At 41.6% G+C, this 13,514-nt stretch carries 13 protein-coding genes; 3 read left to right on the top strand and 10 right to left on the bottom strand.

Translation table 11 applies throughout. The annotated features are described in order from the left end of the window. Positions 1 to 30: 30 nt before the first annotated feature. From xdhC to LC20001_RS04510, 4 genes are read right to left on the bottom strand one after another with little or no spacing between them, the layout of a single operon-like run. Positions 31 to 498, bottom strand: a complete 468-nt coding sequence (xdhC, locus tag LC20001_RS04525) for a xanthine dehydrogenase subunit XdhC (protein WP_010009067.1) — start codon at positions 496 to 498, stop codon at positions 31 to 33. Between the two features lie 2 nt (positions 499 to 500). Beyond that, positions 501 to 1,376, bottom strand: coding sequence for a xanthine dehydrogenase subunit XdhB (gene xdhB / locus LC20001_RS04520; protein WP_010009069.1), 876 nt, complete (start codon positions 1,374 to 1,376; stop codon positions 501 to 503). Further along, positions 1,369 to 2,895, bottom strand: a complete 1,527-nt coding sequence (locus LC20001_RS04515) for a molybdopterin cofactor-binding domain-containing protein (protein WP_225351583.1) — start codon at positions 2,893 to 2,895, stop codon at positions 1,369 to 1,371. Before LC20001_RS04515 ends, xdhB begins: the two co-directional genes overlap by 8 nt. A gap of 2 nt (positions 2,896 to 2,897) precedes the next feature. Beyond that, the gene (locus tag LC20001_RS04510) at positions 2,898 to 3,821 is read right to left on the bottom strand and encodes an IS30 family transposase (protein WP_099267120.1); all 924 of its coding nucleotides are present in this window, start codon (positions 3,819 to 3,821) and stop codon (positions 2,898 to 2,900) included. Positions 3,822 to 4,020: 199 nt separating this feature from the next. Here LC20001_RS04510 and LC20001_RS04505 point away from each other — a divergent pair, with 199 nt between their 5' ends. Next, the gene (locus LC20001_RS04505) at positions 4,021 to 4,662 is read left to right on the top strand and encodes a helix-turn-helix transcriptional regulator (protein WP_035457968.1); all 642 of its coding nucleotides are present in this window, start codon (positions 4,021 to 4,023) and stop codon (positions 4,660 to 4,662) included. 296 nt (positions 4,663 to 4,958) lie between these two features. On the opposite strand, the gene LC20001_RS04500 is transcribed toward LC20001_RS04505, so the two are convergent. Together LC20001_RS04500 and LC20001_RS04495 are read right to left on the bottom strand one after the other, a co-directional pair. Further along, the gene (locus tag LC20001_RS04500) at positions 4,959 to 5,987 is read right to left on the bottom strand and encodes an IS30 family transposase (RefSeq protein ID WP_169925060.1); all 1,029 of its coding nucleotides are present in this window, start codon (positions 5,985 to 5,987) and stop codon (positions 4,959 to 4,961) included. Between the two features lie 107 nt (positions 5,988 to 6,094). Next, complete coding sequence (locus LC20001_RS04495; protein WP_099267119.1) at positions 6,095 to 7,387, bottom strand: IS4 family transposase; 1,293 nt, start codon at positions 7,385 to 7,387, stop codon at positions 6,095 to 6,097. A 345-nt stretch (positions 7,388 to 7,732) separates the two neighbouring features. Between LC20001_RS04495 and LC20001_RS04490 the strand changes: the two genes are divergently transcribed. After that, positions 7,733 to 8,893 (top strand): M20 family metallopeptidase, encoded by a 1,161-nt coding sequence (locus LC20001_RS04490; RefSeq protein WP_056943246.1) that lies wholly within the window; start codon positions 7,733 to 7,735, stop codon positions 8,891 to 8,893. Positions 8,894 to 8,937: 44 nt separating this feature from the next. Here the strand turns inward: LC20001_RS04490 and LC20001_RS04485 are convergent, their stop codons facing one another. Then, entirely contained in the window at positions 8,938 to 10,413 is a 1,476-nt protein-coding gene (locus LC20001_RS04485; protein ID WP_010010165.1) for an ABC transporter substrate-binding protein/permease, read from the bottom strand. 257 nt (positions 10,414 to 10,670) lie between these two features. On the opposite strand from LC20001_RS04485, the gene LC20001_RS04480 reads away from it, so the two are divergent. Further along, on the top strand, positions 10,671 to 10,997 hold the full coding sequence (locus LC20001_RS04480; RefSeq protein ID WP_157769834.1) for a DUF3899 domain-containing protein: 327 nt from the start codon (positions 10,671 to 10,673) through the stop codon (positions 10,995 to 10,997). Between the two features lie 445 nt (positions 10,998 to 11,442). Here LC20001_RS04480 and LC20001_RS04475 read toward each other — a convergent pair whose 3' ends face one another. From LC20001_RS04475 to LC20001_RS04465, 3 genes are read right to left on the bottom strand one after another with little or no spacing between them, the layout of a single operon-like run. Continuing rightward, positions 11,443 to 12,141: a uroporphyrinogen-III synthase gene (locus LC20001_RS04475; protein WP_010010169.1), complete on the bottom strand. Its 699-nt coding sequence runs from the start codon at positions 12,139 to 12,141 to the stop codon at positions 11,443 to 11,445. Positions 12,142 to 12,157: 16 nt separating this feature from the next. After that, positions 12,158 to 12,742: a histidine phosphatase family protein gene (locus LC20001_RS04470; RefSeq protein ID WP_003677055.1), complete on the bottom strand. Its 585-nt coding sequence runs from the start codon at positions 12,740 to 12,742 to the stop codon at positions 12,158 to 12,160. Then, positions 12,739 to 13,500 (bottom strand): adenosylcobinamide-GDP ribazoletransferase, encoded by a 762-nt coding sequence (locus LC20001_RS04465; protein ID WP_010010170.1) that lies wholly within the window; start codon positions 13,498 to 13,500, stop codon positions 12,739 to 12,741. Before LC20001_RS04465 ends, LC20001_RS04470 begins: the two co-directional genes overlap by 4 nt. Positions 13,501 to 13,514: the final 14 nt, after the last annotated feature.

The raw sequence follows: 13,514 nt of genomic DNA, 5'->3' as shown, positions 1-13,514 counted from the left end.
CCACTTTCGTTGGTTTCTGTTTCAGTCAATTTATTTTTCGCTAGCCGCCAATTCAACCGCCTCAATTATTTTCTGATACCCTGTACAGCGACACATATTTCCGGATAATGCACGCCGCACTTCTGTTCGTGAAGGGTGAGGATTTTCTTTAAGGAACTGCTGACTAGAAATAATCATGCCGGGAATGCAAAAGCCGCATTGTACCGCACCGGCATCAACAAAGGCTTGCTGAATATCAGCCAAGGAACCATCCGCGTTTGTGATACCTTCAATCGTCGTCACTGTTTTACCATCTACCCAAGCAGCCAGATAAATACAGGAATCAATTGCCTGCCCATCAATTAAAACAGAACAAGCCCCACATTCGCCAACATCACAACCTTCTTTGGGTCCGATCAGCGCAAAATCTTCTCGTAACATTTCCAATAAGCTTTTACGAACGTCAACTATACAGGTGACTGCTTCACCATTCAATGTGAACTGTACTTCTTGTTGCATCGCTATTCACCATCCTTTAAAGCCAAGGCCAAAGCTCTGACTGGCAAAACAGTCACCAAATGATCACGATATTCCTTGGAAGCTCGCCAATCAGCAATGGTTTGCGTATCCCTCAAGCATAATTTACCAATAGCTTGCAGCGTCTCGTTCGTTACTATTTTACCAACTGCATACGTTTCGGCTGCTGGCATGCGAATCGGTGTAGCTGCAGCAGCACCAAAACAAATCCGCAACGCTTGAATTTGTTTAGTTGAATCAAGTTTGATCAACGCAGCGCAACTTAAATTAGCAATATCTAAAGCTGCCCGCTGTGCAAATTTGATGTAATAGCCACGATAATCCTGATAATCGGCTTGAGCTATTTTAAACTTAACTAAGACTTCGCCCGGCCGTAATCTCACTTTACCGACTCCTTGATAAAATTCAGTAATCGGTATATTTCTAATCGTCGTTGCTGAATGAATCTCACAAATCGCATTATAAGTAAATAAAGCTGGAGCGCCATCTGCAGCCGGTCCTGCATTACAAACATTACCACCTAATGTGCCCATACGACGTGTTTGCGGTCCACCAACCAATGATACCGCTTGACTCAGTAATGGCATATTCTGCTGAATGATTAAATTATGTTCAATCTCATCAAAAGTACTTAAAGCCCCAATACTGATCGTACCTGTATCGTCGCTCGTAATTCCTTTCATTGCGGTAATTCGACTGATGCCGATTAAAGGTGTATCTACGAATCCTTTGAGTCGCGCTCGCGTTTTAACTAAAACATCGGTTCCTCCAGCAATTATTCTAGCCGTCGGTTCCTTGGCTAGTAGTTCAAAAAGATTGGCCAAATCCTGTGCCTCGTAATAGCCAGTAATATCAAACATGTTGACCACCTTCTTTCAACACTTGTAAATGTTCATAAACATTTTCTGGTGACAATGGTAAATTGTTAATGCCGATACCGATCGCATTCTTAACTGCATTACGAATCGCCGGTGCTGGTGAAACAGTCGGATTCTCACCTAATGATTTATTGCCAAACGGCCCTAATGGATCATCGGTCTCAACAAAGGTGTGTTTGAGTTCAGGTAAGTCCATCGTGGTCGGCAACTTGTAATCCAACAAATTATTATTTAATGGCCGACCCGTTTTATCATAGCGCAAGCCTTCGCTCAAACCATAGCCAATGCCCATTGCCATCCCACCTTCAACTTGACCAGTGGCCAATAGTGGATTAATAATTTTACCAGAGTCATGAACATTCATAATGCTCAACAGTTTTACTCGGCCCGTTTCAATATCAACTTCTACTTCTGCTAAAGTACAGCCAGAAGCATAGGTGGTTTGATGAATATTGACCGCTGAATCAGCAGTAATCGTTTTACCATCTTTCATATCAAAATATGAAGCCATCGCCACCTCTTCTAAGGTAGCTAACCGCTCTCCATTAGGAATATAGATGATTTCACCGTTAATTATATCGATATATTCGGCACGAACATCATAAGTTTGGGCAGCACGCGCTAAAATCTTCGTCTTCATCTTCTCGGCCGCTTCCTTTACGGCAAAACCAGTTACATAACTTTGCCGTGATGCATAAGCACCAGTATCATAAGGATCAATATCAGTATCCGTGAAAGAATCGCGAATAATATTCTTAAAGGGAACCCCAATCGTCTCAGCAGCCATCTGACTCATTGCCGTATCGGCACCCTGCCCGATCTCAGTGGATCCTAACATCAATTTAAAGCAACCATCCGGCATTAAAATCAAGCGTGCACCGGAAACTTCAAGCCCAAACGGATAAACTGCAGTGCCAAACGAAAAGGCAGCAATCCCTACCCCACGCCGTTTAGTCCCTGTTTTATATGCCTGGCTGGCAGCTAATTTTTTATCCCAGGCGAATTCTTTACGCCCTTTTTCTAGGCATTCTCCAACCTTAAAGTTAATTTGCTTAACGTGGCTCATTTCATTGTAAAAGCCATCAGGACGCCGATTCTTGTACCGAAACTCAATCGGATCCATGCCAATCTTTTCAGCAGCATCATCAATCACCGACTCCAACGCAAAGACTACTTGCGGCATTCCGTAGGCCCGCATTGCACCAGCCGTCGCAATATTGGTGTACACAGTTTTAGCAGCATAATGTAAACTATCCATTTTATAGATTGCGTTAATAAAAGTTCCACCTTTACCACCGATGGCATGCCCGTGTGAAGCGTAGCCACCCTGATTAGAGAAGACTTCACAATCAATTGCTGTTATCGTACCATCTTTTTTAACACCAATCGAGAAATTGTAGTCAATTGCGTGGCGCGTCCGCGTATTACCAATTGATTCTTCCCGCGTCAAAGCTAATTGGATCGGTTGGCCATGGCAGATTGCAAGAAATAACTTGAACAAATTTAGTAACGCAGATTACGCAAAAAGATCTCAATCGGTGTTCGCCAATTTAAACATTTGAGTGGTCGGGAATTCAAATACCAGTTAATTTGAATCAATTCATCATCGGTAATCTCATCAATCGGTTGACCTTGGGGAATGAAGCGGCGTAGTACTCGGTTGCGATTTTCATTACTGCCTCGTTCATGTGGCAAATAAGCGTGCGCAAAGTACAGCGGAACACCGGCCTGTTCTTCAATCAAATTGTAGTTGGCGAATTCTTTCCCATGGTCAACAGTAAGGGTCTTGAGATTATCTCCTAACTGGTTAGCCAATTCTAAAATAGCCTTGGTCATTGAAGTACTATCTCGTCCATTAAGCCGTTTAACGATGGTAAGCCGACTCTTACGCTCGACAAACGTAGCTACTGCTTGACCTTTACGTTTTCCAGATAAAACTGTATCAACTTCGAAGTGACCTGAAGTATTACGATCAGAAATTTCAGCTGGACGATCTTCGATGGAACGTCCATGACTAAAACTACCACGGGTTTCTTTAGATCGTTTGCGACGAATACCATGGTCAGGTAAATCAGTCACATTAATATCCAGTAGTCCCTGATCAATCCAGTTATAGATGGTTTTGTAGGCAATTCTAACTACATGAGCCACTTGTTCAATTGACCATTTTTGGATCTTGATTTTTTCTTCAATCAATCGCTTTAGGTTAGTCGTTAAGATGGTTTTACGACCACGATGACTAAGTTTAACTGCATGGTCAGTTTGAGCCTTAACTGCGTGATACTCACCAGCTAAGCGATGAACCTCATTAAAGATAGTGGTTTTACTAAAGCCTAAATAATCGGCAATATATTGAAGTGAGTGCTTTTCATGATGAAGTGTTTCGATGACAACGCGGTCTTCAAATGATAAAATAGTGGTGCCCATAAAGGTCCTTCTTTCTAGTGGAATGTTGTGGTGACACCATTAAAGACCTTTATGGGTTTTTCTGTCCACTAATATGTTCAACTTAAATTTTACAATCTACCGATTTCTAAGATTATTGCTATAATAGAATTTATAAGTACGAAATCACCAATAAATTTTATTGGTGACTCTACATTCATAAAAAAAGAAGGTATTCACAATGTTAACAGACGAAAAGCTTAATTTTCTAAGTCAAGTTGGTAAAGCTCTAGCCGGACAATTTGGCGAAAATTGTGAAATCGTGATCCATCGTATTGATCCTAATGATATGAATCATACGATCGTTTCGATTGAAAATGGCCAAGTCTCTTCGCGCCAATTAGGCGATGGTCCTTCACAAATCGTTTTAGAAACATTAAAAAAAGATCCAGCAGAATTGCATGATCATATCAACTATATTACGCACACCCATGACGGTCGTGTACTTAAGTCCAGTACACTCTATTTAAAAAACGAAAAGGGTGAACTGGAAGCCATCTTTGCCATCAATTATGATGTTTCTAATCTGATCATGGCAGAAAACGTGTTACATTCATTCACAGCTGTTGAAACAAAAGAAGACCCTAACGAACCAAACTTCATTCCCCAAAACGTCAATGAATTATTGGACGATTTGATCCAAGAGTCAGTAAAATTAGTGGGTAAGCCAGTTTCATTGATGACTAAAGAAGACAAAGTCAAAAGTATCCAATTCCTGAACAGTAAAGGCGCTTTTCTCGTTACTAAGTCAGGTGACAAGGTTTCACAATACTTCAACATCTCAAAATATACCTTGTATAGCTATATTGATGCGAAAAAATAGCAATCAATCCCCTGATTCTGAGCCTAACCTAAGCTAATAAATAGTGAACTAAAGGTTGAAAGTATCAAATAGACCGTAACCATTGATGTCAAACGGTTATGGCACGGTATATTACTAGTTTCCACTTCATTGAGCATTACCGAGTAGCCTGGCCAGGCTATTCGGTAATGCTTTTATAAATTCGTCAAAAATAATAGTTAATGTTTCAACCCCAAATTGCAAGAACAAATTAGCCACGCAATAAATCCCGGCAAGACAGTATTTTCATTGATATTCATATTTTAAAGATTCAATCTTTAGCCAGCGGCAGCGGAGAAAAGCTCTTTTGGGGTTTGGTAACCTGACTGCCGGCGTGGTAAGTTGTTTAGCTTGGCTTCCACTGCTTGGATATCACTAGGGCCTAAAGTATCCATGGACAGGCCCTTAGGCACATCACGACGGATCATTCGATTATGCGCCTCATTTGTGCCTCGTTCTGAAGAGCGGTAAGGGTGGGCATAATAAAGGTCGGCAACGCCGTCAAGCACCGTCCCCGCCGCTGCGAACTCTGCCCCGTTGTCAGCGGTAACGGACTTCATGATGTGCCCGTATTCTTGGCAGATCTTAGCCAGTTCGTAGTTGACTGAATCGGTGTCACGGCCATCAATCAAACGCAGGATCTGACAGCGAGATTGGCGCTCGATCAGCGTTAGAATAACACTTTCTTGGCCGTTACGTTTACCGACTACGGTATCCAACTCAAAGTGACCGAACTCTTGGCGCTGATCAATACTTTTAGGTCGCTCTTCGATACTTCGTCCGGCCAGACGCTTATGCTTGGGTGAATGGTGGTGTTTGGTGCGGCGCCGGTTTTTTTCGAGCAGATCAAGATTACGGACTTCAAGTAGTTGCGCATCGATATAGTGGTATAACGTCTTGGTCGAAACCATCTCCTCAGGTTGATATAAGCCTTCAAGTTTAGCACGGCCCACCGCGGCATCAGGCGACCAACCGTCTTGGTGCAAATGGGCCGTAAAGTAGTGGATAAAGTCAGCGACACCAGCGAGTTTCAAAGGTCGATGACAGGACATTCGGTTAGCTTCGTATTTGGCCTGTGCCGCTTCTGGCGAGTATTCGCGGTGATATTGCCGTTGACCGTTCACTTTTTTAACTTGGTCGATCTCACCACGGCGTAGTTCATTACTGATTGTTTGATGACAAACGCCGATAACTCTAGCAATTGCGCGGTTAGAGTATCCTTGGCTGTGTAGCGTGGCGATTCTGCCGCGCTCAAATGAAGTTAGGTGGTGACCTTTTTCTCGGACTGTGGTATTCTGTTCTTGCATCAAGACAATAACCTCTTTCATTTTTGTGTTGGAACATCAATGATAACAGAGATTTGTCTTGGTGTTTTTTATTTTTTCAATTAGCTGGATCTAATTGGCTAACTTGATTATAAAACGCGCGTTAATGTTTCAACCGCCATGTCGAGTTTTTCACCTAGACCAGTAATTGTTTGTATCAGCCAATTCAACGCACTTACTAACTTAATATCAGGCAACGGTCGTCCATAATCGAAGAATAAGTCACCCAGCGTCCTGTCGTCCGTATTTTCACGTTGCGCCAATGCAAGGACGTCATAGCTTAACATGACCATTGCTAGGTGACCGCAAAGCCCATCATAGCTTTGGACTTGAGTCTGATCAAATTGCAGGTATTGTTTAGCGACTTTAAAATAACATTCGATCTGCCAACGCCGACCGTACATCTGAATGATTGCTTCTGGTCTTAGGTCAGTCATTGTGGTCGCCAACACAAGATATTGATCAGCCTGGCCACGTTTGGTTACGAAGACTAACTTCATTGGGATTTTTTCGCCATCAACTTCAAATGTGACGATTGGACTGTATAGATAGCTATCCTTAATTGGCCATTTACTGCGCCGTAAGTTAGTGTATAAAGTCTTAATATCCATTTCTCGGCCACGATAACGAAAATAGACTTTTTTAGTTTTTTTCAACATACCAATCCCATGACAATGACGTTTTAGCAATGCCGCAAACATACGCGGTGATGCATACCAGCTATCGAATAAGACGTACTTGGCCTTGATGCCGGATTTGATTGCATCATCTACTAATTCTAAAGCGACATCGGTCATTTTACGGGTTGCCTGTGTACGTCGTTTCGCGGCCAGTGATCGTTGATCACTGGACTTAAGGTGCCCAAACCGATTTTTGACGTGGCTTGATGACATCAAGGCAAAGTTCAGCGGTAAAAAAGTATTGCCGTCACTCCAGCCTAAAGTTAGTGTCCTAAAGCCTTTAAAATACTGCTGTTTGTCGTGGTCAAAAACACGAGCTAATAATTCAGTTTTGCGTGAAAATTCACGTTTAAACAATGAATCATCAATGATCAAAGCTTGTCGCCGTCTTGGATCGGTAAAATGTTGCACGTATTGGATCAAATGGATCGCTAATAGCTGAACCAGTCGTTGCCAATTAATATGTGGATCATTTAGACAATTGCGAACAGTTCGTTTTGAAAAATCGTTAGCCTTTTCTGCTCTAAAAATGGAGTAGCGATTAAAGATGGTGGTCAATAACCATTCAAATAAGCGTTCAGTTTTAATACCGCGCGATTTATGGATATTGACACGACGCAAAATAGCGGAGAGATGGACCAATTTTGAAAAATGAGCAAAAGAATGATGAATATCAGTGTCATTGTATTGTATAGTAGACATAGGCATGAAACTCCTCTGTATGGTTTTTGTTTAGACGCTTTAAGTATACAGATGTGGATGGTTTCATGTCTATTTTTGTAGCAAAAAAGTCCTAACAGATCAGGGCTTAAGTGGAAATATTAACTTTCAACCTTTAGATAGTGAATTTATTATTTTGGGCTACGCGGAACAGTCAGTCTTTTTGATTGCAAAAAAATAAACCAATTTGTAAACCTTCAGGAAGCTCTCTATCCTGAAGGTTTTTCATTACTACTAGGTTGACTTACTTCAAGTATCCGTCTATTCTAAAATTAAAATTATTTTGAACAAAATTTTTTTAATTTTATATGAAAGCAGGCCTCCAGTATGGATCCAGTTACACTTCTAACCAGTCAATTAGTCAAAATAAATAGTTCTGATCCTGGCGCTTATGAAGGTACCATTGGTGACTTTGTCACTAAATGGTTGCGCGTTAATGCGCCAACAGCAACGATTGAACAAGACGCCGTTTTACCCCAACGCTATAATATTCGAGCAGTTCTACCAGGAAAAATCGCGCACCCGGCACTAGTCTACATTTGTCACCTGGATACAGTTGTACTGGGCAGTGATTGGCAAAAAAGTACACCACTGGCAGGTAAAATAAACGCTGAACGCTTATACGGTCGTGGTGCGTGTGATATGAAAAGCGGCCTAGCTTGTGCGCTGAGTGCTTTTGCTGCAATCGCCAAACAAGTGGCTGCTGGTAAACAATTAATGCGTAATTTAGTTTTGATTGCTACAGTTGATGAAGAAGACTATATGCGCGGCGTCGAACAGGCAATTGCCACTAATTGGGTCACTGCCACAGACTGGGTTTTAGATGGTGAACCGACTAACGGCCAAATTCGCATGGCTCACAAAGGTCGTACTTGGCTTAAATTGACCACGCAGGGAATCACCGCACACGCTAGTACCCCCGAGAAAGGAATTGATGCTGTGGCAGCACTGGCGGCAATCATCACTAAGGCCCGTGACGCGATTGCGGCGTTACCAACGCACACTAAGCTTGGTAGGTCGACGATCACATTTGGACTGATCAAAGGTGGCTATCGACCTTATGTTGTTCCAGATCATGCACAAGTCTGGATCGACCTACGTTTAGTCCCACCGCTAAATACGCAACAGGTACTGACTATTTTCAAACAAATCATTGCAACCACTAAACAACAATATCCAGGTTTAAACGTTGAGTTAACAATTGATGGTGATCGACCACCAATTGAAGAAAATCTAGCCAGTCCGCTTTTGTTGAATCTGAAAAAAGCGATCACTGCTGTCACAAAGACAACAGCTCAAGTTGGTGTGTTCACCGGTTATACCGATACGGCCGTGATCGCCGGGCAATTAAATAACCACAATTGCCTGTCATACGGTCCCGGTAATTTAGAGTTGGCCCACAAACCCGATGAATACGTTGACCTTGCCGATATTGCTCGTTGTTATCAGGTTTTATTAAAACTGGCTGAACAAAATTTAACCGCTTAAAAAGGCACCACCAACTGAACAATTTAAGTTGGTGGTGCCCTAGTTTAATTTGAAGCGGCTAACCGTTTTTCAAAGACGGCTAACGCGCGTGAAATACCGAATGTTAATACAAAGTAAATCAATGAAGCAATAATCAATGGATAAAATGGCTTAAAACTAGCCCCCTGAACAACTCCAGTTTCAAACATCAATTCACTGACCCCGATTACTGAAACCACTGAGGAATCCTTTAAGATCGTGATAAACTCATTACCTAAGGCTGGTAAAATATTTTTAATTGCCTGCGGTAACACCACATAACGCATACTAGCAGTTTGCGTTAGTCCTAATGAACGTGCTGCTTCCATCTGTCCCGGTTTAACTGAGTTGATCCCTGAACGGATAATTTCAGCGACATAGGCCGCTGAATTCAATGAAACTGCGATCATACTGGAAATCAATGCCGACAACCCCAATCCTAACATTTGCGCCCCGAAGAAAGCAATGAAGACTTGGATCAGTAAAGGTGTCCCACGGATAAATTCAATATAGACGATCGCAATTGCCTTAAGGAGCCAGTTACGCGACCGTTTCATGAAAGCTAATAAAGTCCCCAATACAACCCCAAAGAAAACGCCAATAACGGCTAACTCGATCGTATACAATGTGCCTTTGACAAAGTAACTACCGTACTGACTGAAAAAGCTATTTTTCTGGAACATTAATTTATTGGCTTTAGCTTGATAACCCTTCAGCAGACCTTGCTTATTGATCTGAGTGATCGACCGATTAACTGCTGCAGTTAGTGCTGGTGCGTCTTTAGGTAATGCAACGGCTGTTTCTTTAGTTGCTTGCGCAAACGTTGTTTTGGTTAAAACAAAGTCTTTATTTTGAGCAATATAAGCATCAGCCACTGGCTTTTCGATTACGATTGCCTTGATTTTATTATTCTGTAAATTCAACACCAAATCAGTCATTTTCTGTAATGAAGTAACTTTAGCGCCAAATAATTCTTTCTGAGCTAGTTCTTCTTGAAATGATTGTTTTTGTACCCCAACTTTGACACCTTCATAATCACTGGATGATTTAAGCTTAGCGGCGTCTTCCTTTTTCGCCATAACGACTTGCTTAACATCAAGGTATGATTTAGAAAATGTAACTTCTTTTTCCCGCTCTGGTGTTTTTGACATCCCAGAAATGATCATATCGATTTTACCAGTTTTTAAAGCGCCAAGTAACGCATCGAAGCCCATCTCATTAATTTTCAATTTAACACCGAGATCCTTCGCAATTTTCTCAGCAATACTAATATCGAAACCAACGATTTTATCTTGACCTTTGATCGTTTGATGAAATTCATACGGTGGATAATCCGCTGAAAGACCAACCGTAATGTACCCTTTTTTCTTGATTGCGCTTAAATGTTTATCAGTTAATGTGGTATTTTGTGTTGTGGCTGCATTAGCTGTACTTGCTATTGGCAATACAACCGACAGGACAACAAACAATACCATCAACAGCCGCCCCAGTTTACTTTTCATGCGTAAAGTCCTCCGTAATTTCTTCATCTTTTTTTAATGATTAGCCATATTATACGCATTTAAAAATATTTATGCAAGTATTTTCATAATATAAGCTTTATTAATTCTTTTTATTCATTAAAAATGTATATTTGGCATTTTCTGAAGACACTGGTAAAATAAGTGCAGCGATAACTGGGACAAAATCATTTTTAGATGTGCGTGATTACGTTCATTAAAAAATAACTGCTCAGTGGCCGTAGAGGGGAGTGATCATGGTGGTCAAAAAAATTAATATTGTTAGTCTGGTTATTTCACTTGCTTTCGCCTTAATGCTCGCCTTCTTATCCAACAAAGGAACACCACTATTGAATCTTTCCAATAATTTATTTTTGATTGGTTTGTTCATTTTGATTATTGCCATCATTCTTTATTTATATGATGCTCATTTATTTCGTCATCTGTTCTTTCGCCATCACCAAACGGACGATGATAATGAATCTGTCGCAACTGATCAGCCAGTGTTCTATACTGAATTACGGCGTAGTTTTCTATGGATCGGCTTAGGCGAGATCGTTGCTAGTATTGTGATCTCATTTTTATAAATGTACACAAAAAAGAGTTGTGACATAAGACATTTATGTCACAACTCTTTCTTTGTACTTCCGAACAACATAGCTAAAACGCGTAACCATAAGGTAGCTTTTGCAAATAGCTCAACCTTATTAGCGGCGTAGTAGCTGAGCACCTTATGTTACACTCTTTATTTATTCTCGATTAATTTTTAAATTACGTCTGTGCCGAGCATGCGAATAAAATCCTAAGGTATTCATCAATAACAATATCGATCCCGCCATTACGATTGCACTAAGTACAAAGATCATCGGAGACTGAAACGCTAAGATCCCGTAAAGGCTAGCTAAAAGTATAAACAGCTGTAAAATCGATATTGTGATGCGTATGTGGGGCGGTCTGGGTTGGTCAGATTTCATCGTCCTTCATTCCTTTTCGTTTAGGATTTATTTATTATACCTGCATTGTAGCACATTTTTAGTTTGCTGCAAATTCTGGTGCCGCTAGTATGGCCAAAGCGGCATTTAATAATTGCGGTTGCGGCGCAGGTACTTGAACGGTCAACCCGTTTTGACGTACTACTTTAGCGGTTGTTTCACCTAGTGCAACAAATTTAGGAATCGTCGTTTGCTGATAAATTTGCCAAAAACGGTTAAAGTTGGATGGACTAGTAACTAGCGCTCGACTGATCGGTAGTTGCGCTAATTTAGCTTGTGCACAGGCAACATCAGCTGCAGTCCATTGATTTCGATACAACGGTATTAATGTCCAGCCTTCTTGCACGGTCAATTTAGTCAAATTTCCCACTAAAGCAACAACCTGCTCTTGTGGTTGACGTAGCAACTTTAAATAGTCAATTAAAGCTTGCTGATGCGGTTCTGGTGCAACTAAAATTCTTTGCCCACAACCAGCCACTAACTGCGCTATTTTATCACTAAGCACGACTAGCGTGGTGGTTTGCACTAATTCTGCATAATGCGCCACCAAACTTTTTGCCGCAAAGGCACTTGTCAACACAACGTAATCGGCTCGCTGTAATTCGTGTTGCTGTGCTGGACTTAATGGGCAAAAAGTCAGTTTACGCAACGGATAATAAATCACCGGTGCAATCGTTGCTAAGCGCTGCTGCCACTTCTCCGCTATTTTAGCCTGTGGATAAGTGATCAAAATCGCCATCATAATTACCTCATTTCTACAAATTCCGCGCTAATAGTTTGACCTGTCCCGCTTGCCAATCAAGCACGGTATATTTTCCGGCATTAAAACGAATATCCCAAAAAACTCGGTCACTGGCAAATAAATACTGATCTAATACGCGTAAGGTGCCTAAATGTGCGATCAAAACCAAATTAGTTGTTGTTGTATTGGTAATTATTTGCTGCCAACCGGTAAGTACGCGCTGACGAAAAGCTGCAAACGACTCAGCTGCCGGCGGTGTATAACTCAATGGGGCTGCTAACCACGCCTGCCAGGCCTGGGGATAAGCAGCCTGAATCTCATCAGCATCTAATCCCTCCCAAGCCCCAAATCCTTTCTCATTAAATGCTGCTTGCTGATGCAGTGGCTGCTGATATCTAGTAGCCAGTGGTTCTAACGTCTGCCGAGCGCGACGTTGACCACTGCACCAAAACGTTGTGGTGCCAATTAACACGATGTGGTCCGCTAATTGCTGTGCCTGAGCGATCCCCTTAGCCGTTAAAGCAACGTCTAACGAACCATAAAACTTCCGCTGCTGATTCAACGGCGTTTCACCGTGACGAGCTAAATAAATCTTCATCCTAACCACCGACTAAAGATCAAATAAGCTAGTAAAAAAGTAACTTGAGCTAATTCAGCAAAAGCACCAATCGTGTCGCCGGAAAAGCCACCGAGAATATGGATGATCCGCCGCCGATAACCATAGGCTACTACCAAAATCGCTAAATAGCTTAAAATACCACTAAGCCCTAGTGCTAGCGCCATAACGACCAATGAGAATAATTGAGCAACAACGATCTGCCACGTTTTTACTTTGACCCAGATACTGGCTAAGCCATGGGGTGCACCTGCATAAACCATTTTATAGAACAATAATGATAAGCCGGTTTTAGCCAACATCGTTGTAATGGCAGCAATAAATGCTAATTGCAATGGTGTTACCTGCTGACTGAGGGCCACGCCACCACCGATCATTATTCCATAATAATAGAGCAACGCTAGAGTGCCCATGGTACCGATCCGGCTATCCTTCATGATCTCATGCATTTTATCGGGTGTTCGTGAAGAAAACAAACCATCAGCACTGTCCGCTAAGGCATCCAAATGAAATCCGCCAGTCAGCAGACCATCACTGACTAAAAATAATCCCCACGCCAACCAAACTGGCAATATTAATTGCAATAACCAAAAAATCACCGCTTCTAAAATACCCAACAATAAACCAAAAACAGTTAAGTATTGAATATTACGCCGGAACTTTTCTTCTACGTCATCGATCATCATTGGAACATTGATCCGGGTAAAAAACTGAATAAATAAAATTAACGCTTGTCCCAAACTGCTACCCCCGA

The sequence above is a fragment of the Loigolactobacillus coryniformis subsp. coryniformis KCTC 3167 = DSM 20001 genome (genome assembly GCF_002706425.1).
GTDB classification, from domain to species: Bacteria; Bacillota; Bacilli; order Lactobacillales; family Lactobacillaceae; genus Loigolactobacillus; species Loigolactobacillus coryniformis.
The sequence above is the reverse complement of the archived record's forward strand: the minus strand, read 5'-3'. Positions and strand labels throughout refer to the sequence as shown.